Source organism: Paenibacillus sp. FSL H8-0034 (assembly GCF_038000305.1).
Taxonomy (GTDB): domain Bacteria; phylum Bacillota; class Bacilli; order Paenibacillales; family NBRC-103111; genus Paenibacillus_S.
Map to the genome: position 1 here is coordinate 490,535 of NZ_JBBOBS010000001.1, position 25,910 is coordinate 516,444.

At 47.7% G+C, this 25,910-nt stretch carries 26 protein-coding genes; 20 read left to right on the plus strand and 6 right to left on the minus strand.

Annotated features, from left to right (window positions below):
• Nucleotides 1–202 precede the first annotated feature (202 nt).
• On the minus strand, nucleotides 203–1,768 hold the full coding sequence (locus NST47_RS02260) for a M56 family metallopeptidase (protein WP_341153763.1): 1,566 nt from the start codon (nucleotides 1,766–1,768) through the stop codon (nucleotides 203–205).
• Nucleotides 1,769–1,843: 75 nt separating this feature from the next.
• Nucleotides 1,844–2,176: a BlaI/MecI/CopY family transcriptional regulator gene (locus NST47_RS02265; RefSeq protein ID WP_445667438.1), complete on the minus strand. Its 333-nt coding sequence runs from the start codon at nucleotides 2,174–2,176 to the stop codon at nucleotides 1,844–1,846.
• A 266-nt stretch (nucleotides 2,177–2,442) separates the two neighbouring features.
• Here NST47_RS02265 and NST47_RS02270 point away from each other — a divergent pair, with 266 nt between their 5' ends.
• The gene (locus NST47_RS02270; protein WP_341153765.1) at nucleotides 2,443–2,982 is read left to right on the plus strand and encodes a class I SAM-dependent methyltransferase; all 540 of its coding nucleotides are present in this window, start codon (nucleotides 2,443–2,445) and stop codon (nucleotides 2,980–2,982) included.
• 255 nt (nucleotides 2,983–3,237) lie between these two features.
• Complete coding sequence (locus tag NST47_RS02275; protein ID WP_341153766.1) at nucleotides 3,238–3,378, plus strand: hypothetical protein; 141 nt, start codon at nucleotides 3,238–3,240, stop codon at nucleotides 3,376–3,378.
• Between the two features lie 13 nt (nucleotides 3,379–3,391).
• Here the strand turns inward: NST47_RS02275 and NST47_RS02280 are convergent, their stop codons facing one another.
• A complete protein-coding gene (locus NST47_RS02280; protein WP_262683491.1) occupies nucleotides 3,392–3,961 on the minus strand; it encodes a TetR/AcrR family transcriptional regulator in 570 nt (189 codons plus the stop codon).
• Nucleotides 3,962–4,414: 453 nt separating this feature from the next.
• On the opposite strand from NST47_RS02280, the gene NST47_RS02285 reads away from it, so the two are divergent.
• The gene (locus tag NST47_RS02285) at nucleotides 4,415–5,320 is read left to right on the plus strand and encodes an NmrA/HSCARG family protein (protein ID WP_341153767.1); all 906 of its coding nucleotides are present in this window, start codon (nucleotides 4,415–4,417) and stop codon (nucleotides 5,318–5,320) included.
• A 116-nt stretch (nucleotides 5,321–5,436) separates the two neighbouring features.
• Here NST47_RS02285 and NST47_RS02290 read toward each other — a convergent pair whose 3' ends face one another.
• On the minus strand, nucleotides 5,437–6,129 hold the full coding sequence (locus tag NST47_RS02290) for an IS6 family transposase (RefSeq protein WP_341153768.1): 693 nt from the start codon (nucleotides 6,127–6,129) through the stop codon (nucleotides 5,437–5,439).
• Nucleotides 6,130–6,320: 191 nt separating this feature from the next.
• On the opposite strand from NST47_RS02290, the gene NST47_RS02295 reads away from it, so the two are divergent.
• Genes NST47_RS02295 through NST47_RS02305 form a run of 3 tightly spaced genes read left to right on the plus strand, consistent with a single transcriptional unit; the run spans nucleotide 6,321 to nucleotide 9,023 of the window.
• The gene (locus NST47_RS02295) at nucleotides 6,321–7,127 is read left to right on the plus strand and encodes a GDSL-type esterase/lipase family protein (protein ID WP_341153769.1); all 807 of its coding nucleotides are present in this window, start codon (nucleotides 6,321–6,323) and stop codon (nucleotides 7,125–7,127) included.
• Between the two features lie 11 nt (nucleotides 7,128–7,138).
• Nucleotides 7,139–8,050, plus strand: a complete 912-nt coding sequence (locus NST47_RS02300; RefSeq protein WP_341153770.1) for an ABC transporter ATP-binding protein — start codon at nucleotides 7,139–7,141, stop codon at nucleotides 8,048–8,050.
• Nucleotides 8,043–9,023 (plus strand): ABC transporter permease, encoded by a 981-nt coding sequence (locus tag NST47_RS02305; protein WP_341153771.1) that lies wholly within the window; start codon nucleotides 8,043–8,045, stop codon nucleotides 9,021–9,023. The genes NST47_RS02300 and NST47_RS02305 overlap by 8 nt, the downstream gene beginning before the upstream one ends.
• Before the next feature lie 156 nt (nucleotides 9,024–9,179).
• Here the strand turns inward: NST47_RS02305 and NST47_RS02310 are convergent, their stop codons facing one another.
• Entirely contained in the window at nucleotides 9,180–10,085 is a 906-nt protein-coding gene (locus tag NST47_RS02310) for an SDR family oxidoreductase (protein ID WP_341153772.1), read from the minus strand.
• 104 nt (nucleotides 10,086–10,189) lie between these two features.
• A complete protein-coding gene (locus tag NST47_RS02315) occupies nucleotides 10,190–10,612 on the minus strand; it encodes an Rrf2 family transcriptional regulator (RefSeq protein WP_341153773.1) in 423 nt (140 codons plus the stop codon).
• A 166-nt stretch (nucleotides 10,613–10,778) separates the two neighbouring features.
• Here NST47_RS02315 and NST47_RS02320 point away from each other — a divergent pair, with 166 nt between their 5' ends.
• From NST47_RS02320 to NST47_RS02385, 14 genes are all read left to right on the plus strand, one after another.
• The gene (locus NST47_RS02320; protein WP_341153774.1) at nucleotides 10,779–11,267 is read left to right on the plus strand and encodes a MarR family winged helix-turn-helix transcriptional regulator; all 489 of its coding nucleotides are present in this window, start codon (nucleotides 10,779–10,781) and stop codon (nucleotides 11,265–11,267) included.
• 157 nt (nucleotides 11,268–11,424) lie between these two features.
• Nucleotides 11,425–12,051 (plus strand): nitroreductase family protein, encoded by a 627-nt coding sequence (locus NST47_RS02325; RefSeq protein ID WP_341153775.1) that lies wholly within the window; start codon nucleotides 11,425–11,427, stop codon nucleotides 12,049–12,051.
• Between the two features lie 57 nt (nucleotides 12,052–12,108).
• A complete protein-coding gene (locus NST47_RS02330; protein ID WP_341153776.1) occupies nucleotides 12,109–13,059 on the plus strand; it encodes a ring-cleaving dioxygenase in 951 nt (316 codons plus the stop codon).
• The gene (locus NST47_RS02335) at nucleotides 13,056–13,667 is read left to right on the plus strand and encodes an alpha/beta hydrolase (RefSeq protein WP_341153777.1); all 612 of its coding nucleotides are present in this window, start codon (nucleotides 13,056–13,058) and stop codon (nucleotides 13,665–13,667) included. The genes NST47_RS02330 and NST47_RS02335 overlap by 4 nt, the downstream gene beginning before the upstream one ends.
• Nucleotides 13,668–13,845: 178 nt before the next feature.
• Nucleotides 13,846–14,250, plus strand: coding sequence for a winged helix-turn-helix transcriptional regulator (locus tag NST47_RS02340; protein WP_341153778.1), 405 nt, complete (start codon nucleotides 13,846–13,848; stop codon nucleotides 14,248–14,250).
• Nucleotides 14,251–14,456: 206 nt separating this feature from the next.
• A complete protein-coding gene (locus NST47_RS02345) occupies nucleotides 14,457–14,996 on the plus strand; it encodes an NAD(P)H-dependent oxidoreductase (RefSeq protein ID WP_341153779.1) in 540 nt (179 codons plus the stop codon).
• A gap of 249 nt (nucleotides 14,997–15,245) precedes the next feature.
• Nucleotides 15,246–16,163, plus strand: coding sequence for an ABC transporter permease (locus tag NST47_RS02350; RefSeq protein WP_341159587.1), 918 nt, complete (start codon nucleotides 15,246–15,248; stop codon nucleotides 16,161–16,163).
• A gap of 48 nt (nucleotides 16,164–16,211) precedes the next feature.
• Nucleotides 16,212–17,090 carry a carbohydrate ABC transporter permease gene (locus NST47_RS02355; RefSeq protein ID WP_076233907.1) on the plus strand — a complete coding sequence of 293 codons (879 nt, stop codon included), beginning with the start codon at nucleotides 16,212–16,214 and terminating at the stop codon, nucleotides 17,088–17,090.
• A 32-nt stretch (nucleotides 17,091–17,122) separates the two neighbouring features.
• On the plus strand, nucleotides 17,123–18,646 hold the full coding sequence (locus tag NST47_RS02360) for an extracellular solute-binding protein (RefSeq protein ID WP_341153780.1): 1,524 nt from the start codon (nucleotides 17,123–17,125) through the stop codon (nucleotides 18,644–18,646).
• Nucleotides 18,647–18,761: 115 nt separating this feature from the next.
• On the plus strand, nucleotides 18,762–21,068 hold the full coding sequence (locus NST47_RS02365) for a helix-turn-helix domain-containing protein (protein ID WP_341153781.1): 2,307 nt from the start codon (nucleotides 18,762–18,764) through the stop codon (nucleotides 21,066–21,068).
• A gap of 52 nt (nucleotides 21,069–21,120) precedes the next feature.
• The gene (locus NST47_RS02370; RefSeq protein WP_341153782.1) at nucleotides 21,121–22,296 is read left to right on the plus strand and encodes an enolase C-terminal domain-like protein; all 1,176 of its coding nucleotides are present in this window, start codon (nucleotides 21,121–21,123) and stop codon (nucleotides 22,294–22,296) included.
• Between the two features lie 225 nt (nucleotides 22,297–22,521).
• Nucleotides 22,522–23,235: a polyphosphate polymerase domain-containing protein gene (locus NST47_RS02375; protein WP_341153783.1), complete on the plus strand. Its 714-nt coding sequence runs from the start codon at nucleotides 22,522–22,524 to the stop codon at nucleotides 23,233–23,235.
• 2 nt (nucleotides 23,236–23,237) lie between these two features.
• On the plus strand, nucleotides 23,238–23,978 hold the full coding sequence (locus NST47_RS02380; RefSeq protein WP_341153784.1) for a DUF4956 domain-containing protein: 741 nt from the start codon (nucleotides 23,238–23,240) through the stop codon (nucleotides 23,976–23,978).
• A 28-nt stretch (nucleotides 23,979–24,006) separates the two neighbouring features.
• Nucleotides 24,007–25,833 (plus strand): CotH kinase family protein, encoded by a 1,827-nt coding sequence (locus tag NST47_RS02385; RefSeq protein WP_341153785.1) that lies wholly within the window; start codon nucleotides 24,007–24,009, stop codon nucleotides 25,831–25,833.
• The last annotated feature ends 77 nt before the right edge of the window (nucleotides 25,834–25,910 follow it).

A 25,910-nucleotide genomic window follows, 5' to 3' on the forward strand; every position in this document is an offset into this window, starting at 1 on the left:
CTGGAGCTGTCTCGCGTCCTGGCAGCTCCTGCTTGTGCAGAAGCTGCAATAAGACTGCCGGTATTCCCGGCAGTCTGGTAGAAAGAGTGTCTTAGAGCAAGCATCGGCTGCATCGGAAGCGGTAAAGGCATCGACCCCAGCTGTGGATTCTCTGTACCTAAATAGCTGGGGGTATACCACTGCCAGTTACACAACAAAGCGATTAACTACTAGGCAGGGGCGTTGGTTCCACTACGACTTGAGGGACAGGAGCAGGCTTTGATTTGTCGTCGGATACGGGTGGTAGTGGCACAACGGCAGGGGCTGATCTTGTTGTGTCTTCTAACAGCATTGGCTTCTGCGCTGCGGCAGGTGCCGGAGCTGGTCTCGACTTCTCGTCGGACACGGCTGGCTCTGGTACAGCAACAGCTGCTGGCCTCGGTTTATCATCCAACACCGCTGGCTGCCTTACAGATGCGACCGGTTGTGGCTTGTCTTCCTGAACCGCTGGTTCCTGACCCGTGGATGCGAACAGCATCGGCTTCTCTACCGATTCCGTTGGCTGCTGTCTTGCAGGTGCGGCCGTTCCCGACTTGCCTTCTACGGCAGGCTGCGTTTCTGTGGAAGTGGGAAGTGGCGGTTTGTTCTCCTGCGTTGCTGATTGCGTCCCTGTTGAAGCGGGCGCTACCAGCTTCTCTTCGTTAGCTGGCGGATTCGAATCCGTAGCAGCCGACTGTATGGCTTTTTCTTCGGAGATTGTTGTACTCACTGATTGTGAAGCTGTCTCGCTTGCCTTGGGATTGGTTAGCGTACAGCCACTAATGAAGATGATGGCTGCCATCCCCAGGAAAGACCAACGATACGAATTGGATTTAAACTGTTTGATCATCGTAATTCTCCTTTGCAGCTGTACTTTACTGCCTGTAAGATGGACGTTCCCTGCAACTCTTGCAGGCTGTGAGAGATTTTCTAATAATTTGATGAGGGTATGACCATAGTCCTGACTTTTGTCAGGAGCAAGGTAACTGAGCGCAAGCGCGTCGCTGGCGATTTCCTGATCTTCCCGCATTCGACGATAGGCATACCACAGGACGGGATTGAACCAATGAATAATTAGCAAAATATGCATGAACCAATTGACCGCAATATCATTGCGCTTGCTATGGGCTAATTCGTGCAGAAACACATGCTGCAATTGCTCGTCATTCAAATGATTTATAATAGCTTGTGGCATAATCAATTGCGGTTTGATCATACCAAAAAGAGTCGGTGTAGACGTACTGGACGATTCCACCAGAGCAATCGGTTTATGGATCGACATCATTTTTTTACATTGATGAAAAAGCTTCAGTATTCTTGCATCGGTTATCCTAACCGTCTCTTTGCTCATCTGTTGGGCATATCTTCTGTTGATCCGAATCGTGTACGCCCCTAATAGACATACACCAATCAGCCATACCATGAAAACATTTCGGTACATCGTTTGGACAGCAGTTTTTTCCGGTAGTGCAGCTTCGGCAAGTGTTTCCTCCTGATTGACATGGACGGTTGAGTGATCGGAATCCGTATAACCGATCCAATTATAAATACTGAATTCACTCTCTGGGCCCCATGGCAGCATTAATCGGACTATAACCAGCAGCCACATCAAGTAATGCCATCTTGGCTTCAACCGATGCTTGAGCACGCGCTGCATCACTAAAATTAGCACAACCAAGACACTTGCCATGATCGAGACCGACCATACCCAATCAAACAGCTTGATAAGCTGCTCCGTTATTAGCTTCACATTCACCCTTCCCCTTCTCTCTTGTAATCATTTCAGATGCGATAATGGCGGGCTTGATGCTTGCCTGCAGCTTGTTCATTTTGTTTTATCATCAAGGATGCTTTTTAATTCTTTAATATCTTCGGCAGATAGCTTGTCTTCTTTCAAAAAATTAACCAGCATCGGTTTAAAGGCACCGCCGTAAATCCTTTTCAGGAAAGACTCCGTTTCGTACCTTACACATTCGTCCTCGGTTACGAGCGGGAAATAGGCGTACACCTTATTTTCCTGCGAATACGAAATAGCTTGTTTTTGGGTCAGTCTGTTTAACAGTGTTCTTACCGTTTTTGGCTTCCAATCGGTTTGATCCTCCAGAGCCTCGATAACCTCGTTGGCCGTACGTGGCATCTTGGCCCAGAGTACTTTCATCACTTCCCATTCAGCATCGGATATTTGGGGGACATTTGTCACAGGCTTTCCTCCTGACTATTGTGGATTACATATGTAATACAATAGTTATATTACAGATGTAATCCACAGCTGTCAACTGTAAGTTCAAATACGGGAAAGAATCTGCTGTGCAAGTATTTTAAATTGGGAAGGCGTGATAAAATAGAGCCTCAGGAGACACAGTCGCTGTCTGAATAAGCAATGAGGAAGGGTGGAGAAGCGTGACGGTCTCATTTTATCAAATCATGTCAGTTGTATGCATAGCCGTCATGCTGCTTGTGATGCTGTTAATTGTAACCTCCAGCCTGTTGAACGGAATTTCGCCGATGCCTTCATCGCTTCAGGTCCGCCGCACGGTAGCCGCCGAAATCAACCGATTTTCCAGACAAGGATCGATTGTAGAAGCTGGCTCTGGTTGGGGAACGCTCGCTCTGCATCTGGTCAAGCACTGTCCCGGTTGGCGGGTGATTGGCATTGAGAATTCGCTCATTCCGCTTTGGAGCTCGCAGTTGATCGGTCGCCTGTCAGTCCGTGACCGAAATAGAGACAGATTGGCCTTTTGCTATGGCAATATTTATGGGTACTTCTATGATCATACGGATATCGTGGTCTGCTATTTATACCCCGGCGCCATGAGACGTCTGAGCACAATCCTTCAGGAGCGGCTGGCACCGGGAGCGCTGGTGATTAGTGTCTGCTTTGCGATGCCAGGCTGGGAGCCTGATCGCATGATCACCTGTAAGGACCTATATCGAACCAAGGTTTACGTGTACAGCCGCAAGTAGAGGTATTCAGATGTATGCAACAAACAAGCATCAGGGCAGATGGCTCCGATGCTTGTTGGCGTTTATTGGTGAACGAGAACTGGCCTCGGAGTCAGAATATGGGTGGCATACCGTTTAGGGTGGTCCGATGGATTCAGCTTTGCGCCGATCGACTTTGTCATGCTTAGTTCTGCAAAGCTATCCAGAAGCTTGTGAAGAACTCACTGAGGTACGCGCAAAATGGGATGTTGAGAGCGAGAGGAGAAGCTCTTTTTCTTGACTCGTAACCAGGAGGGAAAGCCGGAGGAATCCGTTCGTATTTCTTTAAATGCGGAAGATCAAATGAATGATGTTGAATTACGAAAATTATGGAATGAAATCATGGCATGCGAAAGGGTGGAGGCACCATCAACCTGATTGCAGCGCGTTCTCATTTCACGATTAGCAAATTTTCAAACTGCCTTCGGCTTTCTTCCAGAACATCGAAACCGCCGTCTGTCATTGCCCAATGAAGACATATCCCGTTGGCTATATAGCACATCGAATCATGCAAATCTTCGGCACTCGCTGCATTCTTCACTTGACCCGCGTCCTTGGCTCGTTGAATTAAAGTTGGAATAATGCTGCCCAATAACGATGATTTGTCCTTGGTGAGCGGAACAATTTCGTTTCGAAGGTAGACCCTGTAATACTCCTTTGTCATTTTAACGCCCGCACTAACAATATGCTTAATATATACTTCCATAGCTTTCATAGCCTGATTGGCATAATCGCTGGCAGACAGAACGTCCAGAAAATCATCATTGGACATTAGATTGTCAACCGAAAAAAATCCCGAAATCAACTCATCCTTGGATTTGAAATAATAGTAAAATGCGGTTTTAGTCACATTCATCTCTTTACAAATTTGATTAATCGTCACTTGATCGAATCCGTGTTCGATAAATAATTTTATACTGGTGGATAAAAAAAGTTCTTTTGTTGCGCCTCTAGTGCTCATCGTGTAGATCCTCTCCTTTTCCAACAGTATAAATCATTTAACACAGAAATAGTATTGTGTTCCCTTGGTGAAGTTAAAAGTTAATGAGATGTTCAATGCTATTACCAAAGTAAGATTATGATAGGTTGCAGGAAATGATTTTTGCAGGTGTGCCTTTAAATCGCAGGGTAAAAGGATGCGCTTGGATTCATACTGACATCACAGCGCAGAGAGAACAATTCCAATCATACAGGCCGATCAAGCAGATTGCAATTAGCGCGTCAAGCTGCCTTGTTCGGTCTTTTTATGTGCTTTTGCAGCTCTACCATCACCCCGACAGCTTACGGGTGGCGCATGAAACCTATAAAAAAGTATGAAATACTATGGTCAATTAAATAATTACTTTGATATTGACAAAACTTTACCTCGGTAATATAATTCTGTTGTACATTCACTAAGAATAGGAGAGTTGAGATGAAACCAAATTCAACACATCTGATATTGGTTATTGGAGGCACAGGAACACAAGGCGGGAATGTAGCCCGTGAGTTATTGGCACACGGCCATCGGGTGCGTATTCTTACCAGGGACCCGGAGTCAACAGCTTCCAAGCAGATGGCTGCAAAAGGCGCTGAGATCGTTCAAGGGGACATGGCGGATTTGGCATCATTGGAACCGGCTATGGAGAATGTGTCGGCGATTTTTTCGGTACAGTATGCGGATCCCTATGATCCGTCGGTTGAGCCGCGAAACGCCGCCAACATGGTGCAAGCCGCACAGAAAGCCGGAATCGAACAAGTGGTACACACATCGGTGGCTGGCAGCAATCAATTTCCGCGTTGGGATAAATACCAGATATTGACGGAGTACTGGGATCATAAGTACGACATCGAAGAGAGCATACGCAACGGCGGTTTTCGGTATTGGACGATTTTGCATCCTTGTTGGTTTATGGAAAATTACCTGGAGCCCAACGTAGCTCTTATGGCGCCTGAACTAAAAAACGGGGTCATGTTTGGCAATTTGAATGGAGATATCCCGGTTCAGCTTAGTTCCGGAGGGGATACAGCCAAATTCGCCAGGGCCGCTTTTGAGAACCCTGGCAAATTCAGTGGAAAGGATATTAATGTAGCAGGAGACGAGCTGTCCATGACGCAAATAGCGGAAACGCTGAGCAGCGTGCTTGATAAAGAAATTGTCTACGAAAAGGTAAGCAGTGAGGAAGCTATCAAGCGGGGGATGCTGAAAGGAACGGTGTACAGCATGGAATGGATGGAAGATGTTGGCGGTTACGGATTTGACATTCAAGAAACGAAGGAGTACGGCGTGTTGTCTAAATCTTTTGCGGAGTGGGTGGAGGAGAATAGAGACAGGTTTTAATTTATTAGAAAAAACGGCTTCAATAAATAACCTGAGATCAAACAAGCCGGAGCGTAAGTGGGGTTTTGGTGCAACAATTTAAAAATACACAAGTTATCCTCGATTTTGTGGCTTTACTAGACTGTCAAACAAAATAATTTGTTGATTAATTCAACAGCAGAAAGGGCAGGCGAATGATTATATTCAACCTGCCCTTTCCTTATCATATACATGATTTCGATTCCCGCGATGGTTTTCTCAGCAGTTTTGAAGGACTTGAATCCCAACATTGGTTTTATGATTTTCTTTATGAATCGATGATCTTGTTCAATAATATTGTTGAGATATTTCTGTTGTCGGAGTATTGTTTCTTGACTCATAACTTTCTTGACCTTCAATTGCTGGACTGCGGCAGGGTACGCTGGGTTTTTGTCGACAGCGATCACGCGTGGTGATTGATTGTGTGATGAAGTTAACACCTTCTTAAAAAATCGTTTGGCAGCAGGAGCATCTCGATTTTCAGACAACATGAAATCAATCCTATTGCCGTTTGAATCTACAGCTCTGTAAAGATATTTCCATTGTCCCTTGGCTTTAATGTAGGTTTCATCCGTCCGAAAAGAATCATTAGTCGGCTTCAAATAGGGACGAATTCGCTTTTCTAGCTCTGGCCCAAACTCATGAACCCATCGCATGATCGTTGTATGTGCGAGTTGTAAACCCCGTTCTTCCATCATTTCTACTAAATCACGATAACTTAGGCTATATTTCAAATACCATCTTACCGTAAGCAAGATTATTTCCGATTGATACTGTTTCCAATTAAACAAATCTAATCCCGTTTACATTTCTTAATGCGAGATTAGAGTGGAATAAACCCGGCACAACTGACAAGTTTACATGGACGATTATGTGATGCTGCTGTGCAAAATCCACCAACTTTCAGCCAGCTTTCAGCTTCATATGGTATGTTCAAAGCAGCATATAATCATAAGCAGCGGAGGGTGGGAGCAGGGCTCAGATGAGAGAAAAGGCGATTCGATGGACGATGATCATGGGCTTGGTATCGGGGCTGTTGTGGGTAGGCGGGCTTGTATTTGCGATGCAGGATTATTTCACAGGTGCAGCGACCGCACAGCCTCCACGAGCACCTATAGAGCAGCCAGCAGCTGCGATCCCGGTATTAGCTCCCGTTGCAGTTAAGGAGGGCACCTTCCGGGTGCTGGCACTTGGCGACTCCTTGACCAAAGGGACGGGGGACCCGGAGCGGAAGGGGTATGTCGGACATGCTGTAGCGGATATGAAGGCCAAGTCGGGCAAAGAGATAGTGTTGGAAAATCTCGGGATAGATGGACAAACCTCCACGCAATTGGCGGCGTCTCTTGGACAAGCACCCGTTCAGGCTCAGGTCAAGGCGGCTGATATTATTCTCGTCAGCATAGGCGGGAATGATTTGTTCCGCGGCGGGCAGGCAATGGGGGATTTATCTGAGACCCGAATCAAAGAAACCGAGGACGCCTATTTGCCTCAGCTCGATGGGATTTTGCAGCAGCTGCGGGAGCACAATCCTACAGCGAGAATCTTCGTCATTGGCTTGTACAACCCATTCAGTGAATTGAAGGATAGCGTCACAACGAACAAAATCGTGAGGGACTGGAATTATAAATCATCAGAAATTGCTGCCAAATATACGTTAACTGTGCTGGTGCCGACCTTTGATTTATTTCAATTGAAGGTACAGGATTATTTGGCCAAAGACCTGTTCCATCCGAATGCAGCCGGCTACCGATTAATCGGGGACCGATTGGCTTCACTAATTACGTGGTAGGGGGTGGGGATATGGACGAGATCACATTGTCGGTAAAAGGTCTGAAAAAGGTCATAGGCAAGCGGGAAATTATTCAGAGTCTGGACTTCGACCTGAGGCGAGGCGAAGTGTTCGGTTTCCTGGGACCCAACGGCGCTGGCAAAACGACCACGATTAGAATGCTTGTAGGTCTGATTCGGCCTACAGCCGGGTCGATTCAGGTGTGCGGCTACGATCTGCATAGCCAATTTCCGGAGGCCATGCGGAATCTGGGCTGTATCGTTGAAAACCCTGAGCTGTACACGTATTTGAGCGGCTGGAGCAACCTGCAGTATTTCGCGCGGATGATGGAAGGGATTGACGAAGCACGAATAGCGGAAGTGGTGAAGCTGGTTGGATTGAGTGCCAGAATTCATGATAAAGTGAAAACCTACTCGCTCGGGATGCGCCAACGGCTCGGGATTGCTCAGGCTTTGCTTGGGAAACCGAAAGTGCTCATTCTGGATGAGCCGACCAATGGTCTGGATCCTTCAGGCATCAGGGAGATGCGTGAATTCATTCGTTATCTGGCGGAGCAGGAAGGCTTGAGTGTGCTCGTTTCTAGCCACCTGCTGAGCGAAATTCAGCTGATGTGCGATCGTGTCGCGATTATATCCAAGGGTCGAATTGTTCGGGTGGACAAGGTACAGAGCCTGCTGGCCCAGCAGGAGCGGGTAAGCTGGAGGCTGCATCCTATAGATAAGGGCTACCAGGTGTTGAGCGGTCTGACGGATTCGGTAGAAACGCGTGGGGCGCTCTTGATCACTCCCTATATGGAGCAGGAGATCGGTCGCTGGAATCAGATTCTCGTGGCAGCGGGAGTGACGGTAACCGAGATCAGCCGCAAGCTGCCATCGCTTGAGGATCTATTCATTGAGCTGACGGGGGGACAAGGCATTGACTAATCTGGTATTTAACGAGATGTTAAAGCTTACTGGCAAAAGAAGACTGCTGGTCATCGCGCTCATTTTGGGGATTCTGATCTCTGTATTTACGTATGCACAATATCGGCAAGCTGAGGAAAACCGTAAAAGGTTCGGAGATGTCAATTGGCGCGTAGCGATGGAGCAGCGTATTGCCAGCTGGCAGAACCGGATTACGAGCAGCCGAACGCCTGAGGCTACACGCAAAGAGCTGGAGATTCGCATGAATCAGCAAAAATATTATTTGGAATATAATGTGAATCCCTCTGAGCCCGGTGCCCCGACGTTTGTCCGGGGTTTTGTAAAGAGTGGTATAAATCTGCTTCTGCCTTTGATGATGATGATTATTGCCGCTGATCTGGTTTCCTCCGAGCACAGCGCAGGCACGATGAAGGTGCTGCTGACGCACTCGGTACGCAGATGGCGCATATTGCTCAGTAAATATTTAGCTTTATTGCTGTCAGTGTCCCTGATCATTACGCTGTTCGGCTTGCTGTCAGCCGTGATCTCCGGGCTCGTGTTTGGTTTTCAAGGGTGGGGAGCTCCGGTACTTACCGGCTTCAAGGTAAATGGCGGGCAGCTGGATGCATCAGGGATGCATTTGGTGCCGCAATGGCAGTATATTTTAATGGAGCTGGGGTTGGCGTGGTTCGTCTCGGCTGTGGTAGCTACAATTACGTTCATGTTCTCCGTTCTGGTGCGCAGCACCGCGGCGGTCATGGGGATCATGCTGGCTTGTCTCATTGCAGGGACGATTCTGAGTACGATGGTCGCCTCATGGGAATCGGCTAAATATTTATTTATGGTTAATCTGCAATTGATCAGCTATCTGGAGGATGCTGCTCCTCCGGTTGAGGGGATGTCACTGGGCTTCTCACTGCTCGTGCTCTTGAGCTGGGGCTCAGCTGCTTTGATCATTTCATTCGTTTCGTTTACGAGGCGGGATGTTTATTAGTAATCAGGCAGCTCAAAGCAAGCTATTAACTATTATAAGAGAGTAAGATTGATGTCCTGATAACTGCTAATCATTTGGCAAATAACCCTGCAGCACCACGAGTCATGTGGGATTGCAGGGTTATTTCTGATTGAATTGTCGCACCGGATAAGGTTGTTATTCAGCACCCGTAAAGGCTGACTTGTTATCTGTTAAAAACTGTTTAAGGGTTGTTGGAGATTTGCCTGTCAGCTGTTGAACTGTTGCAGATGTTTGCGCATATTCACCTCGGGCGGAGGCAGTATCAAAAGAAGCATACGCCTGAGCCAACCCGCTTGGAAGGCCGATAGATTCGAATATTTCAACTAATTTAGCTGTTTCCAACGGTACAAACTGAATGCTCTTTCCGCTGATTTCGCTGGCAATTTGTGCGAGCTCGCTTCCGGAAATGGCTTCCGGTCCTGTTACGTCCACGATCTGATTGTCGGTCGTAGTGGAAGCAAGTGCCGCGGCTGCGCTCCAGGCGCAATCGTGGCGGGTCACATAAGCGGTTGCGCCTTCACCTGTTGCTGTACCAAGAATACCGCTTGCGACTGCCTGCTGCAGCGTTGGAATCAGATTCTCGCTGTATAAATTGTTACGCAGGATCGTGTAGGAGAGACCGCTATTCTTGATCAGCTCCTCCGTAGCGTAATGATCGGGTGCAATCAGGCAGGCTGAGCCTGGTTCGGAATTGGGAATCGATGTATATACGATGTGTTTGACACCTGCCTGTACAGCAGCGCTTAATGCATCTGTTTGCTGCTTCAGACGTTGGCCCGGAACCGCAATAGCGTCCGTGCTGATTAACAACAAACGCTGCGCCCCGGCAAATGCCTCGCTTAAAGTTTCCGGTTGATCGAAATCAGCTTTACGTACGATAACACCGCGGGCCGATAGCGCCGATAGCGCCGATAGCTTCTCCGGGTCGCGCGTAGTCGCGATAATCGGTCCCTCATAATTGGCGAGCAGCCAGTCGATAGCGATGCTTCCGAGATGTCCACTTGCGCCTGTAACTAAAAGGGTTTGTTGGTTCGTACTCATTGTAAATTCCTCCTCATAATGTTCGTTCTTTAACAGTTATCCTGCAAGAGTGATGTAACCGATTTGATTACAACTAATTGAAAAAAAATAGCTCAATGAAGAGCTTATTTCTCGTTGACGAGCTGACGAGCCAGTTGTTGCACGGTGACCTCAGCAAGCTCGCGCTCCAATGCCAGTTGGGCTGTGACCATTGTGGCACGAAGCGCAGCTTCGATGTTGGCACCGACCGGACAATCGGGATTCGGATGCTCGTGAAAGTTAAACAATTCGTTATGATCCACGACTTCCACTGCCCTGTAAATATCCAACAGTGTAATTTGATCCGCATCTACACGAAGGGTTGCCCCGCCTGTTCCAGCTCGAACTGTGAGCAGACCGGCTTTTTTAAGCTGCCCCATAATTTTACGGATAATGGCCGGATTCGTGTTCACGCTTCCCGCTATGACGTCGCCTGTAAGCGAAGGCATGACCGAAACGAGCGATATTATGTGTACGGCAATGGAAAATCGTGAGCTAATTTTTTTCATTAGGTTCACCCTCTTGTTGTAATCATTATAGTTACAACAGATATAGAAAGTCAAGAGTCCTTACATGGACGGTATCAAATAGATGGAACATTCTTTTTCATCACTTTGATTTCAAAAATAGAGGCTTGACAATTATCTGCAAATAAAGTATCTTTAATTTAAGATAATGACTACAACGAAAGAACGACCGAACAACAAAGAGGTGAGAAATTTGGAAAGTTTGAAGAATGATTCGCTGGATCTTTTTATTGCATTATCCAGAGCGAGCCAGTGGGTAAATGCCCATGCGGATCGGGATATTCGCCAGCGGGGTCTGAACAGGACCGAGTTCGGTGTTCTGGAGCTCTTGTACCACAAGGGAGCGCAGGCTATTCAACAAATTGGCAGTAAGGTGCTGATGAGCAGCGGTAATATTACTTACGTTGTCGATAAGCTTGAGCAAAAGAAACTCGTTTCACGGAGAGCTTGCACCGAGGATCGCCGTCTCATTTTCGCAGAAATTACCGAGGCAGGCAAGCAGTGGATAGAAGAAGTATTCCCCGGACACACTGAGGTTATCGAACGAGCCGTGGACGGATTATCCGCCGAGGAGAAGCAGGCTGCCGCCCAATTGCTCAAAAAACTCGGCAAGTATGCGCAGGAAAGCTTTAAATAGAATTTTATACAGTCAGCATCGCGATACGATCAGGAGTGGCAGATAGCAGCATAACAGGCTTGGATTGTTATCTGCCGCTACAATATCTTTAATTTAAGAATCTTAGTTTTCTATCATTTACATAGTCAATAACCAATCATACCGAGGAGGCATTATCATGAGCGATTTTATTAATTTATTGAAAGCACGAAGATCAGCGACTAAATTTATACCTGGGGTGGACATTACGGATTCTGAGCTGGAGGAAATTTTTAGTCTTGTGAAATTCGCACCCTCGGCTTTTAATTTGCAGCATGCTCACTATGTAGTCGTGAAGGATCCCGAAGTTAAAAATAAGGTGTACGAAGCCGCCTACAAACAATATAAAGTGCAAAGCGCCTCCGCAGCCATTGTGGTTCTGGGCAATAAAGAAGCTTACAAGGATGCCGGAAAGATCAATGAAGGATTGCTGCATCTCGGTGTCATTAATCAACAGGAATACGATATGACCGTAGATTCGGTACACAGCTTTTATGAAGGAGGAGGCGAAACGTTCAAGCGTGAGGAAGCGATTCGCAATGCCGGTATTTCTGCGATGCTGATGATGCTGGCTGCCAAGGAGAAGGGCTGGGACACCTGCCCGATGATCGGTTTTGACCCGAAGGCTCTGAGTGAAGTGCTGAATATTCCAGATACGCATGTTCCGGTTTTGCTGATTACGATTGGAAAAGAAGACACCTCGAAGCTGCGGCCGCGCGGCTATCGTAAGCCTGTCGGCGAATTTGTCAGCTTCAACAAGTTTTGAATCGAAATAAGCAGGTTATAGAAAGATAATTTAAATGAAGATAAGGAGCTGGAGAAGATGAGCCAACAAACGAAAGGGATTCATCACGTTACCGCATTTGTTAGGGATGCACAGCAAACCGTTGATTTTTACGCAGGAGTGCTTGGACTGCGGTTGATCAAGAAAACAATCAATTTTGATGCGCCAGAGGTATATCATTTGTATTTTGGCAATGAGCTGGGGAATCCGGGCACGATTATCACGTTCTTTCCGTATGCAGGCTCACGTAAAGGGCGAATTGGCGGAGGGCAGGTAGGCTACACAACCTATGTGGTACCAACAGGTACGTTGGATTACTGGGAAGCACGGCTGAAAAGCTTTCAGGTCTCGGTCACAAAAACGGAACGGTTTGGCGAGGTATATGTACAGTTTGCCGATAAAGATGGGCTGCGTCTTGAAATCGTGGAGCGGGAAGCGGGACCGTTAAGTCAATGGTCGCTTGGTGGCGTTCCGTCGGATAAGGCGATCAAAGGGTTTGGTGGAGCGATTCTGTACAGTATGGCACCTGAGCAAACCGGGAACCTGCTGGTAGAGGTGATGGGACTCACAAAAATCGCGCAAAACGAGACATATACCCGTTATGAAGCGACAGGCGATCTGGGTAACCTTATCGACGTCAACATCAATCCGATGGAGTTGGGTGCTGGAGGTGCAGGAACCGTTCATCATATCGCTTGGCGCGCCAAGGACGATGTGGATCACAGTCTGTGGAGAAGCCATGTTGAGCAGCACGGGTTCCATCCGACACCTATTGTAGATCGACAATACTTTAATGCGATTTATTTCCGGGAAATCGGCGGTATATTGTTTGAGATTGCTACAGATCCACCGGGCTTTACACGAGATGAGGAGCCGGAAGCACTTGGTGAGAAGTTGATGCTGCCCGAATGGCTCGAAGCCCATCGTTCACAAATTGAAACTAATCTGCCCCCTATTCAGGTACGGGCGTTGGAGGGGAATATCCAATGAAGCATGTATTTCGACAGGGCTCAGATCCAAGCGCACCCGTGATGATTTTGTTCCATGGTACGGGTGGTACAGAGCACGACCTGCTGCCGTTAGCGCAAAGCATCGCACCAACCTCGTCCGTACTTGGCATCAGAGGCAATGTGTCGGAAAATGGTATGAATCGGTATTTCCGCAGGCTGGCCGAGGGCGTGTTTGATGAAGAGGACTTAATATTGCGTACGCAAGAGGTCAAAGACTTTCTTGATCTTGCCGCCGCAGACTATGCACTGGATCGCCGTAATTTCGTCGCTATCGGTTATTCTAACGGTGCCAATATCGCAGGCAGCCTGCTGTTCCATGTTCAGGATGTTTTCCGTGGAGCGATTCTGCATCATCCGATGGTGCCGCTGCGTGGACTGCAGCTGCCCGATTTATCGGCAATTCCCTGCTTCATCGGTGCGGGTAGGAATGATCCGCTGTGCACGCCTCAAGAAACCGAAGAACTGGAAGGGCTGCTGAGCGGCGCGGGCGCTCCTGTCACTCTTCATTGGGAATACGCAGGCCACCAGCTCACCAAAACCGAGGTGGCCGCTGCCGCGGTGTGGTTCAGCTCGTATTTTGCAGAATGAAAAATAAATCGGTGAAATCCGCTCCGTTCAGGGAGCGGATTTTTTTTGAATCGATTGGCAGGAGCAATTTCTTTACAAAATCACATAATTCCGATAGCATAATAATGAATAAGAGATAAGCTAAATGAATAAATTTCTTCTCCTAAATAGGTTGATCATTAGAAGGGAAGTGTCATACTTGGAGGCTTCAAATGCCAGATACGAACTGAATGGCAAAAACTATCAATGTCCAATAGAGCTTTCAGTCTCCGTCATTGCCGGCAGATGGAAACCATCGATCTTATTCAAGCTGTTGGATGGAAAGAAGCGATATGGAGAGCTGAAAAAACTGATTGAGGGCATAAATCATAAAATGCTAGCCGAACAGCTGCGGGATTTAGAGGAGGCTGGCCTCATTTCCAGACATGTTTACCCGGTTGTTCCTCCCAAGGTGGAATACGAATTGACTGCTCTTGGCGAAGGCTTAAGAACGGCTATTATCTCTTTAATTCAATGGGGCGAGCAATTCCGGTTGGAAGGGACAGCTATACGCGAAGAGTTACCTGACCAGGATGAGCCAACACTCGTTCCTATACGTGCATAATCGGTTCCACAGAGGGATTTAATTACATGATAACGGCAGTCTAAGCATGAACTTCATGCTCGGATTGCTGTTTTTTTGTTGTGATCAATAAGTTTCATTCTTCCCGTTTGGTAAGTATTAACCCAAAAAGTGCGTACTTACTAATTTAAAGCAAATAATATATGATTAGCTTGTTGAAAAATATAGATGAATTGGAGCGAATCCCAATGAAAACTTTAGTTATAGCAGCACATCCTAACCTTGCTTCGTCCCGTATTAATAAGGCGTGGATTGAAGAACTGCAAAAGCACGACAATGTGACCGTTCACTCCTTATATGAGGTCTATCCCGATGAAGCCATAGATACAGCTCGTGAGCAGGAGCTGCTGAAGGCACATGATCGTATTATTTTTCAATATCCGCTCTATTGGTACAGCACGCCACCACTGTTGAAAAAATGGTTTGATGCTGTGCTCCAATACGGCTGGGCTTACGGTCCGGGCGGCGACCATTTGCAGGGCAAGGAAATCGGAGCAGCGTTGTCCACCTACGGCACGAGCGAATCGTACCAGCCGGAGGGCTCTAATCGTTTCACGCTGCCGGAGCTCGTCCGACCTATCGAAGCGCTTGTACATTTTGTCGGTGCCAACTACGTGCCGCCTTTCACGCTTAGCGATGTTACGAACGTAACCGATGAGCAGCTGGCACAAAGCCAGGTTGAGTATGTTAACCATATTACAGCCGAATCAGTGGCTTTGAAAGCATAATATTCAGTCTGGAATCATCGATAACCGCTGCAATAATCCGTTCCGAACAGGGAACGGATTATTTGTTTTTTTCTAATTTTCCGCGGTGTGACGGGCTTTTTTGGATTGAAAAAAAGTCTAATTGCGGAAATGTTTACGTTCCACTAGGATGTGATTACTGCTGGTGCACAAAGCTGACAAGAGAGGGGGTGTAGTATGGAAATGAATCAAGATATGACGTCTGACATGAGACCGGCTGCCCCAAAGACGATGAGGAAAAGTCGTTCGCGAGTGTTGGCTATTCTGATGCGGGATAAGTATTTATATTTGCTGGCGCTGCCGGGTATCCTGTATATCATTATTTTTAAATATGTTCCCATGTGGGGGATCGTTATCGCTTTCCAGGATTATTCTCCGTATCGGGGTGTGATGAACAGCGCGTGGGTGGGATTCGAGCATTTCAACCGTTTTTTCTCCAACCCGGACTTTATGCTGCTGTTTCGTAATACGATGGCGATTAATATTTTGAATTTGGTGTTTTACTTCCCGCTGCCGATTCTGGTGGCCCTGCTGCTCAATGAGGTGGTAGGTAATAAATTCAAAAAGACGGTGCAATCGATCGTCTATCTGCCGCATTTCCTGTCGTGGGTTATTATTGTCGGGATTACCATTCTGATGCTATCCAGAAGCGACGGTGTTATTAATAATATGATCGTAGCGCTCGGATTTCCCAAGGTAGATTTCTTGACGAATCCTAATTTGTTCTGGGGATTGTTAACAGTGCAGTCGATCTGGAAGGAAGCGGGCTGGGGAACGATAATATTTTTGGCGGCAATGGCGGGGCTTGACCCTCAGCTGTATGAAGCGGCTCGAATGGACGGTGCCAAGCGGCTGCGTCAAATGTGGCACATTACGCTGCCAGGTATTCGTAATGTGATCTTGATCCTGCTGATCCTGCGTATCGGCAATATTATGGATGTCGGATTTGAGCAGGTATATTTGATGAAGAATGGAGCCGTGTCCGAGGTAGGGGATGTATTTGATACGTATGTGTATCGTCTCGGCATTCAGCAGGGGCAGTTCAGCTTTAGTACGGCGGTCGGTTTGTTCAAGTCGGTGATAGGGCTTGTACTTGTATTAATTGCGAACGGTCTGACGCGGCGGTTTGGTGAAGAGGGCGTTTACTAGGTCCTTCGTTTATTAGCAGGCGCTTATCCAGTAAGGCAGGGGGATACTATGAGGAAAAGCAAGGAAGATCTCCTTTTTCCGATATTTAATTATTTCTTGTTAACATTAATTAGTCTGATTACGATTTTTCCGCTCTATTATGTATTTGTCGTTTCGTTCACAGATCCTTCTGAATATGTAAAGGGCGGGATGCAGTTTTTCCCTAGCAAATGGACATTGGTCTCCTACAAGTATTTGTTATCTACGCCAGCCTTTATGAATGCAACGTTTGTCAGCGGTTTTCTGGCAACCGTAGGTACAGCCTGCAGTCTCATTGTGACAGCGGCTCTGGCGTATACCCTTTCTCGTAAAAGAATGCTGGCACGGCGGCTCATTATGCTGCTTGTGTTATTCACGACACTGTTCAATCCGGGGCTGATCCCTCCTTATTTGCTGGTACGGGATTTGCATTTAATTAATAGTCTGTGGTCGTTGATTATTCCGGTATTGACCAGCGGGTGGTATATTTTGCTGATGAAGGGCTTCTTCGACAGCATCCCTGACAGTCTGGAGGAAGCTGCACTGATCGACGGCTGCAATGATATCGGCGTTTGGTTCAAAATTATTTTACCGTTATCGCTTCCGGCGATGGCTGCATTCGGTCTCTTTTATGCGGTCGGGTATTGGAATACGTTTTTCTCGGCGGTATTGTATATGAGCGATGCGTCCAAATGGCCGCTTCAGGTGTTATTGCAAAACATGCTGATTGATTCCTCAACAGCGGCGGGTGGTGCGGCAGCTCAGGAAATGATGAATGAGCAGACGATTCCTCCGGAAACCTTGAAAATGGCAGCGGTCGTGATTGCAACGGTACCGATCCTGCTCGTTTATCCTTTTTTACAAAAGCATTTTGCCAAGGGTGTTATGGTAGGCTCGGTTAAGGGATAAGATAGCCAAACATATATGGGAGGGTTTATAGAGTGAAACAACAACAGCATGTTATAGTTAAAGGATCGACGCTGCTTCTGGCAGCAAGTATTGCCTTGACGGGCTGCGGTGTAGAGGGCGGCAAGACCGAGTCACAGGGAGCTGCCACACCAAGCAAGCCGACAGACGTGTCGATTATGACCAACTTCAGCACACCGGAACCACCCGGTGCCGATAATGTGATTGTACAGGAAATTGGCAAGCGCACGAATACGAAATTGAATATTCAATGGGTGTCTCCCAACAACTATACAGAGAAAACGAAGGTAACGCTGGCCTCGGGTGATATTCCCGATTTGATGTTTGTCGACCCGTTCGATCCGCTGGTGCTGCAAATGGCCAGAGACGGGGCATTTTGGGAAATTACGCCTGATATGGTCAAAAGCTATCCGAACCTTGCGGCCTATCCCAAAGAGGTATGGACCAACTCGAAGCTGCAGGACGGCAAAAATTACGGCATTCCAGCTGTGCGTCCTTTAGGCGGCTGGTCATACCCGAATATTCGTAAGGACTGGCTCGATAAGTTGGGACTTAAAGTGCCAGAAACCATTGATGAGCTGTTCCAGACGATGAAAGCTTTTACCTTTAACGATCCGGACGGCAACGGCAAGCAGGATACGTACGGACTGGCCGGCAATGTTGGAACGTTCCTGTTTGAGCCGCTGTTCAACTCCACACAGGGCAAATGGAAGATGAAGGATGGCAAGCTGACCCACATTTATCTGGAAACGGAAACACGTGATGCGATTGCTTTTCAGAAAAAGCTGTATGACGAGAAGGTCATTCCCGAGGATTTTGCAGTTCTGAAAACAAGCCAGTTTGAGGATATGGCGAAGGCTAACAAAGCGGGCATCTGGACCGATACGGTAGAAGCCTCATGGCGTCCAACGGAAGAGCTGAGAAAGACGATTCCTAACGCCGATATGATGCCGATTACGTTCCTGACCAGCCCAAGCGGCAAAAAAATGGTGTACCAGTTTCGCGGTCTGAACGGGATTTACGTCATCCCCAAAAAAGTATCCGATGCGAAGCTGAAAACGATTTTGCAGCTGATGGATTACGGCTCCTCCGAGGAAGGTGCAAACCTGGCCTGGTACGGACTTAAAGATGTGCACTATACGGAAAAAGACGGCATCAAGACAGCAACCGAGCAGGCAAAAAAGGATATCGTCTCGCAAAGCGCACTCGGCAAAATTTTCAGTCGCGACGAGAAATACTTGTGGGCGTACCGTACCGGCATGCCGAACGATATCTTTGAGCGCAATAAAAAAATTATCGACGAGCGCGCCAAATACGCGATCCCGGATATCGGCTATGGCTTGTACTCGGAAACCGCGATCAAGCTGGGTGCGGAATTCGACAAGAAAACCGAGGATCTGAAGGTCAAGATCATTATGGGCAAAGAACCGCTTACCGCATGGGATGAATGGGCGCAGAAGCTGTCCAAGGACGCAGATTTCCAAAAAATTATTAAAGAAACCAACGATTCCTATCAATCGAGAATGGCCAATAAATAGGAAATGTATCGTATCATCATTCAGCGTGCTGGACTATTTATTGTCATATGATATGACCAGGCTCATGGGAGGCATCTCTCATGGGCCTTACCCCTACTAGAATACAGGTGAATGGATGATACGAATCAAGTGGCGTAAACGAACAGATACCCGAACCTACCGAGGTCACGTTTTCCAGCGGAGTCTGATCCTGATTTTGCTGGTTACGATCATTCCAACCATACTCATATCAGTCAGCAGCTACTATATAGGGGTTCGGTATATTGAACGTGAGGTTGAAAGAACCCACAGCCTGCAGCAGGAATACACCATCAAACAGGTTAACGATGCGTTAAGTCATCTTCAGGTCAGCATGAATCAATGGGCGCTTAATCCAATCATGAGCGAGAAGCTGCGAGGCATCGATTTTAAGGACAATTACGCGCTCACGATGGAATTCTATCAGTCTTTGACCGTTATGAACAACAGCAGTGCATTGATTGATCAGGTCTATGTATATCTGGAAAATCCATCAAGACTCATCTCCGACAGCCAAGGCATTCGCAAGCTCGGTACGGAGGAAGCGGAGCTGTACCGTAAATTGATGACGAGCAAGGAACGACTCTTCTGGAGGAGCCTGGATGCTGCGGGGAAACCGGGCATGTTTGTTATTCATAAGCTTCCGGTCATCGGGGAGCCGTTCGGTGCAATCCTGGTCCGTTTGAATGAAAAGCAGCTTATGAACATCGCCGGTTTCGATGAAAGTCTGGGCGGGACGATTTTTATCCGTAATCTGGAGGGCTATTCGTTATCCAGCGACTATTTTTCCCCCAGAATCAAAAGCTTGAATGAAGCGATCGAGCAGGAGATTCAAACGAGGATCGAGCCTTCTTCGTTTCGCTGGAGCTGGAACAACGAGCCTTTTTTTGTGTCGACCTCTACGATTCCATTAACCTCCTGGCAGCTGGTTTCGGCGGTACCGTTATCTGAATTCGTTAAACCGATTGTGATCGTATCCAGACTCATACTGGGAGTCGGGATTGTGGGGTTTATTTTGATATTATTCAGCTCGTGGTATGCTTCGGTTCGACTTTATCAGCCGATCCATCGACTTGTTCGTACCTTCATCTCGCCTTCAGGCTTCGAGCCGCTGCTCGTTCCCAAGGATGAGATCACCTACATTGAGGATCAATGGCGGCATCTGAACAGCGAAAGCCATATGCTGCAATCGCGGCTGGAGGCGCATTATTCGACCTTGAAGATCGGCTTCCTGCTGCAGCTGGTGCAGGGCCACTTATTACTGCTGAACGAGGATGAAATCAGGCAACGACTGGAGCAGTATGGATGGGAAACGGAAAATAAGCGGTTTGTCGTCGTTGTCGTGCAGCTGCTTGGATTTCAACAACTCAAAGGGGCATTTCGGGATGATGAGCAGCCTCTGGTCACTTTTGCAGCGGCAAACATTATTGAAGAGCTAACCCAGCACGACGATGTGTGTGTGATGAATCTGCACGATCTGTCCGTAGGCTTGTTTATTATGTTCCCTGACCGTATTTCCTCTTCGGAAATATCGAACCGTTTGAATGAAATGGCTGCTGAAATCGGACAAAGCCTGCATCGGATACTGAAGATGGACACGGTCGTAGGGTTAGGTAAAACGATGTCCTCGATCAGTCAGGTACCGAATGCGTGGGCAGAGGTGCAGCAGGCACTGCGGCACAGGAAGCTGCATGAATCGAATCAAATTATAGATTTAAATGAACCGATGAATGAGGACAACAGCGCGGCCAAATACCCGTTTACGGTTGAAAATGACTTGATTCATTCGCTGTTTATCGGTCTTGGCGATGACAGTCGCAGGCTGCTGAATGTCTTTTTTCAGGAATTGAAAAAAAATTCGGAGCTGGAGCTGTTCCTGCAGCAGGGCAGTCTCAAGCTGCTCGGTTCGATTCAAGCCTCGATTATGCAGTCTGGAATTATTCAGGCAGGCTCCTTGTATGATTGGGGCCAGCTGTACGCAGAGCTGTTGGCGCTAAAGGATATTGATGCGATGTGCAACTGGTTTGACGACAAAATCATCCAGCCGCTCATTACCGAGCTTGCGCATAACCAGAACCATAAAGCCCGACAGCTGATCGAAATTGCGATCGGTATGATACGTGCCGAGTACGATACGGATATTTCGCTTGATCTTTGTGCGGACCGCCTCGGAGTTGCTGCGTCCAGCTTGAGTAAAATGTTTTTCCAGGTGACCGGCCTGCACTTTGTTGATTATATTACCAAGGTCCGATTGGATCATGCCAAGCACTTCCTGATGCATTCCGATCTGAAAATGCAGGAAATTGCCGTACGGATCGGCTACCAGCCTGCTTATTTCAACCGGATCTTCAAGAAGATGGAAGGGATGACCCCAAAGGACTTCCGCGAGCTTCACAAAGTTTAGTGATGAATGACATGTTAATACATCTTATGAGAATTGCAGGGAAGGGAGCTTTTTGACATTGAAGGTTATGGAGCAGCTAAGTCAGATACAGCATCACATAGAGTCGATTGAGGTTTACCGTTATGATGTGGATGTACAGCGTAATTTTAGTCACGGTTCATGGAGCAATCGCATCCACGGTTTTATCCGAATCACGGCCGCAGGACAATCCGGCTGGGGAGAAAATATTATTGCAGTGAATCAGGATCAGCTGGATTTGAAAGCGTGGCTGGATTCGTTCCAACCCTTAATCGGCATGCGCATTTCAGATGGCATTGCATGGCTAATGAGCCATTTGCAGCAGAATGGGTCCAAAGCGACCGAAATGCTGGAGACGGCTTTGGTCGATCTGGCCGGAAAGCTGCTGGGTGTGCCAGCCATTGCCTTGTTGGGTCTGGAAGGGAACGAGGCTGTTCCCGGTTTGTATTGTATTCTGGAGAATGATACAGAAGTCGTGAAGGAGAAGGCGCGGCTGTCTCTTGAGCAAGGCTATCGCACCCATCTCAAGGTGAAGCTGTTTGGGGATGTCGAGCTGGATAAGGCGGTTGTTCAAGCCGCTCGTGAGGTCGTTGGTCCAGAGGTGTTTATTGTGGGTGATGTAAATGATGGCTACCGCAAGAAGCAAAGCACTGACAGTCTGGATGGGCTAACGGCTGCGATGCTACAGTTGTATGCGGTTGGATTGAACGCTTGTGAGGATCCGGCGAGCCTGACGACTGAACAGTGGATAGAGCTGCAAAATCGGGTCGGTGGGCTGCAGCTGCTTCCAGATGCGCCGCTGCGTCCTGCTGTCACAGCGATTCAAACGGCTGCTCCGGGTATGGGTGGCATCTACAATATCCATCCGGGCTGCGCAGGCTCATTGATTCATGCCGTCGAATTGGCAAGAACGATTCAGGGCTTCGGCGCCAAGCTGATGATCGGCGATGACAGTCTGGTCGGACCTGCATGCACCGTGTGGCAGCAGCTGGCGATTGGACTCGGAGCGGATTGGGTCGAAGCCTTGGAAAAGCCTGGTGAGTCTGAGGGCTTCGAGTCCTGCGTTCTGACACAAGCTACCTCGCGCAGTGCCGAGGGTCGATTATGCGTAACAGAGCCGGCTGCAGGCTTTGGCTTGTTTATCGATCAGGAGCGGCTGTTGGCAGTATGTAAGGATTACTATCGAATTTCTCAAGAGCTAACGGTATAGCAGTAACATACCCTCGTGTAACAAAAGTGAAGCGTGGTCACCTCCTTGGAGGGGCTGCGTTTTTTTGTGCACTCATTTATGTACGTAGGATTTTAATTTATTAAGGAATTGTAAATATTCAGTTCGTATTCAGTCACTGCTTAGAATCAGTTCAGGTAAGCAGGTTAAGATGTGTTTGTAAGCAAAAGTGCTGTGCAGGAGAGCTTGGATAGAAAGGGGTGCCACATGAATAAGCAGCTGAAATATCGTCATGAACTGAAGTTTTTCATCAATCAGCATCAATTTTATTTGATCCGCCAGCGACTTAAAAGTCTGATGAGCCAGGACAGCAATGTGGGTGCAACAGGAGAGTATCACATCCGCAGCCTGTACTTTGATGATGTAAGCAATAAAGCGCTGCATGAGAAGCTGGGTGGTATTCGGGATCGGGTCAAGTACCGGATTCGGATCTATAATGTGCAGGACAATGTGATTCATTTTGAGAAAAAAATCAAATTCAATGATTACATCGCTAAAGTGAAGGAACCGATCAGCAGAGCAGCTTATGAAGCTATCATTGCGGGAAATTTTGAAGTATTGAATAAGCCTGACAAGCCTTTATTGATGGAGTTGTATCAGGAGATGAAGCATAAGCTGCTGCGCCCCAAGGTGATCGTCGATTATGTACGGGAACCGTACGTCTGTCCGAGCGGTAACGTACGCATTACATTCGATAAAGAATTAAGGACCGGTCTGCATGCTACAGACATATTCAATAAGGATCTGCAAGCGGTTCGGGCCATTGATGAGAATCTGATCATCCTGGAGGTCAAATACGATGAATATATTCCTGAGTATATCCGGGCAGCCATTCAGCTTGAAGGGTTGAATCGGCAATCCGCTTCCAAATATGTGATGTGCCGCAAGTTTCTGAAATTTAATACGTGGGAGGATTATTAATTATGGATACTGCAATTGCTGCAATAACGGAAACTGCTGCTACCGCTACTTCTACAGGTACGACGGCTACTACCTTTACCGATTTACTTAAAAAGTCGGTCGTCAAAAACTTCGTTTCTGATATCGATCTTACCAAAATGCTGCTTACTTTGGCGGTTGCCTTTTTTATCGGGTTCTTTATTTACCTGCTTTACAAACGGGTTTTTAGTGGTGTGCTGTATTCCAAGAGCTTCAACATTTCACTAATCGGGATGACCATGGTTACGGCAATGGTGATTATAGCGGTCAATTCCAATCTGGTGCTGTCACTCGGGATGGTCGGTGCCTTGTCCATCGTTCGTTTCCGTACACCGATTAAGGACCCTACCGATCTAATCTTCCTGTTCTGGGCAGCTGCAGCAGGTATTGTATCAGGAGCCGGCTTCTACACCCTCGCTTTTGTTGGTTCAGCCATCATCGGTGTCATGATGTTTCTGTTTATCAAAAAAACATCCTTCGAAACTCCCTACTTGCTGGTGATCAACTGCGATGGGGATGACAGTGAGAAGCAGGTCCATACGATTGTAGAGAAATTGGTGAAAAGATACAACGTGAAGCAAAAAACCGTAACTAACGGCAATATCGAAATTACGCTTGAGCTGCGCTTGAACGATAACGAAGGTGCTTTTGTCAATAAAGTTTCGGGATTGGACGGCGTCAGAAATGCCGTGCTGATCAGCTACAGCGGCGACTACGTGTCTTAAACGGAATGACTGGAAAGGAGGTTGTATGATGAAAGCCAAGTGGATAGAGCTGCTGCTAGGTATCAGTCTTGGTTTCGGATTAACGGGCTGCGCGGTAACAGACAGTTTTTCAGCTACTAGCAGCAGTGCCGTATCTTCGGCAGCGGTCAGCAATCAGCAGAACCAAGCGACCCTTGTATTTCCCAAAGACCACGTGGTCGATGTGAAGATTACGATAGCTGCAGCCGATTTTCAGGATATGCTGGACAATGCCAGTCAGGAGGAGTTTAAAACGGCCTCTGTGGACTACAACGGACAGCACTTTGACAATGTAGCGATCCGAACCAAAGGAAACCTCAGCTTGAGAAGTGTAGTAAGCTCCGATTCCGACCGGTACAGCTTCAAAATTTCGTTCGACGAATATATATCGAGCCAGCAGCTGTACGGCATCAGTAAAATCAATCTGAACAACAATTACAGCGATGCCTCTTATATGCGTGAATTTCTAACCTATGAGCTGGCCGAACGACTAGGCTTGCCGACGCCCGGATATTCCTTTGTAAATGTATATGTAAATGGGGAGCTCAAAGGTTTCTATTTGGCAGTGGAGCAAATCGGCGATTCGTATCTGGAACGTAATTTTGGCAATGCTTACGGTGCCCTGTATAAAGCCAACGGCGGTAACGGCAGCGAATTGACATGGCTGGAAACGATGGATGCCTATAATGGGCTGGATTTGAAATCAAAATCCTCAAATAATAACGTTATTCTCGACATGCTCAAGGAGCTGAACACAGGAACGGACTATAGTAAGGTGCTGGATGTCGATGAAGCGCTCAAATTTATTGCGCTTAATGTACTGACCGCGAATATGGACAGCTACCTCGGCACCAACAAGCATAATTATTATTTGTATGAGAACAAAGGAATATTCTCGGTATTGCCGTGGGATTACAATATGGCGTTTGGAGGTCTTGGAGCATCGGGTATTCTCATTGACGAGCCAACCCAAGGCACACTTTCCGAGCGGCCTCTGATCGATAAGCTGCTGAAGGTGGATGCTTACAAGCAGAAGTACCATCAGTATTTGACGGAGAGCATCGAAGGCTATTTATCGGGTGAAGCATTTGCAGCCCGTGTGCAGGAGCTGTCCCAGCTGATTTCAGGCTATGTGGAGCAAGACCCTACCGCTTTTTACACTTATGATGAATATCAAAAGGGCGTGACTGAGCTGACCAGCTTTGCAGCTCAGCAGGTTGCCACGATTGCCAAGCAGTTGGATGGCACCTCGCCTTCCTCGGGTAATGGAAGCGGCAGCGGCGGTGGTATGGGAGGCGGCGGTATGCGAGGCGTCATGGGTGCTAAGCCTGGTGCAGGTGCGGCAAATGTGCAGGATGCCGTAACGGCTTCGCAGACCACTCAGGCGGGGCATACCGTATTCGCAGCGCGAGCTGTCTCGTCCGCGTCCGCGCAATCGGCAACAGGGGTACAGCCCGCACAGATGGCAGGAAATGGCCCAACGAGTCAGACTGCTCAATCACAGGCAGCAGGCCAAGGCGCTGAAACAGGTCAGGCTAAACAGGGCAACCAAACTAATCAAACTAACTCAGTCAACCCAAATGGTCAGGCAGGGCAAATGGCTGATCGTCAGGGCGTACCAGGTGGTATGGAAGCAGGAGGCCAAGGAGGTCCTCCTGGCGGTATGGGCATGGGTCGAGGCGGACAAGGGGGACCTGGAGGCATGGGCGGCGGTCCCGGAGGGCAAGCCAACGAACAGCAAGGCACGGTACGTGAGGCTGTAGCTGCAGGCACCGCATTCGTTATTCTTTTATTATCCTGCGTCTTCGTTGCTCGCTATAAACGCAAACGACTATGAATGATCAATGCATACACAATAAACAGCAAAAAAACAAGGACAACCGCTATGGGTTTGTCCTTGTTTGGTAGGTGCAG

Bases quoted from the DNA above. Each gene is read 5' to 3' on its own strand.
- NST47_RS02265 (WP_445667438.1), bottom strand. From the start codon at position 2,176: ATGAAAGTACTCTGGGCCAAGATGCCACGTACGGCCAACGAGGTTATC.
- NST47_RS02270 (WP_341153765.1), top strand. From the start codon at position 2,443: ATGTCAGTTGTATGCATAGCCGTCATGCTGCTTGTGATGCTGTTAATT.
- NST47_RS02280 (WP_262683491.1), bottom strand. From the start codon at position 3,961: ATGAGCACTAGAGGCGCAACAAAAGAACTTTTTTTATCCACCAGTATA.
- NST47_RS02285 (WP_341153767.1), top strand. From the start codon at position 4,415: ATGAAACCAAATTCAACACATCTGATATTGGTTATTGGAGGCACAGGA.
- NST47_RS02295 (WP_341153769.1), top strand. From the start codon at position 6,321: ATGAGAGAAAAGGCGATTCGATGGACGATGATCATGGGCTTGGTATCG.
- NST47_RS02300 (WP_341153770.1), top strand. From the start codon at position 7,139: ATGGACGAGATCACATTGTCGGTAAAAGGTCTGAAAAAGGTCATAGGC.
- NST47_RS02310 (WP_341153772.1), bottom strand. From the start codon at position 10,085: ATGAGTACGAACCAACAAACCCTTTTAGTTACAGGCGCAAGTGGACAT.
- NST47_RS02315 (WP_341153773.1), bottom strand. From the start codon at position 10,612: ATGAAAAAAATTAGCTCACGATTTTCCATTGCCGTACACATAATATCG.
- NST47_RS02320 (WP_341153774.1), top strand. From the start codon at position 10,779: ATGACTACAACGAAAGAACGACCGAACAACAAAGAGGTGAGAAATTTG.
- NST47_RS02325 (WP_341153775.1), top strand. From the start codon at position 11,425: ATGAGCGATTTTATTAATTTATTGAAAGCACGAAGATCAGCGACTAAA.
- NST47_RS02330 (WP_341153776.1), top strand. From the start codon at position 12,109: ATGAGCCAACAAACGAAAGGGATTCATCACGTTACCGCATTTGTTAGG.
- NST47_RS02335 (WP_341153777.1), top strand. From the start codon at position 13,056: ATGAAGCATGTATTTCGACAGGGCTCAGATCCAAGCGCACCCGTGATG.
- NST47_RS02345 (WP_341153779.1), top strand. From the start codon at position 14,457: ATGAAAACTTTAGTTATAGCAGCACATCCTAACCTTGCTTCGTCCCGT.
- NST47_RS02350 (WP_341159587.1), top strand. From the start codon at position 15,246: ATGAGGAAAAGTCGTTCGCGAGTGTTGGCTATTCTGATGCGGGATAAG.
- NST47_RS02355 (WP_076233907.1), top strand. From the start codon at position 16,212: ATGAGGAAAAGCAAGGAAGATCTCCTTTTTCCGATATTTAATTATTTC.
- NST47_RS02365 (WP_341153781.1), top strand. From the start codon at position 18,762: ATGATACGAATCAAGTGGCGTAAACGAACAGATACCCGAACCTACCGA.
- NST47_RS02375 (WP_341153783.1), top strand. From the start codon at position 22,522: ATGAATAAGCAGCTGAAATATCGTCATGAACTGAAGTTTTTCATCAAT.
- NST47_RS02380 (WP_341153784.1), top strand. From the start codon at position 23,238: ATGGATACTGCAATTGCTGCAATAACGGAAACTGCTGCTACCGCTACT.
- NST47_RS02385 (WP_341153785.1), top strand. From the start codon at position 24,007: ATGAAAGCCAAGTGGATAGAGCTGCTGCTAGGTATCAGTCTTGGTTTC.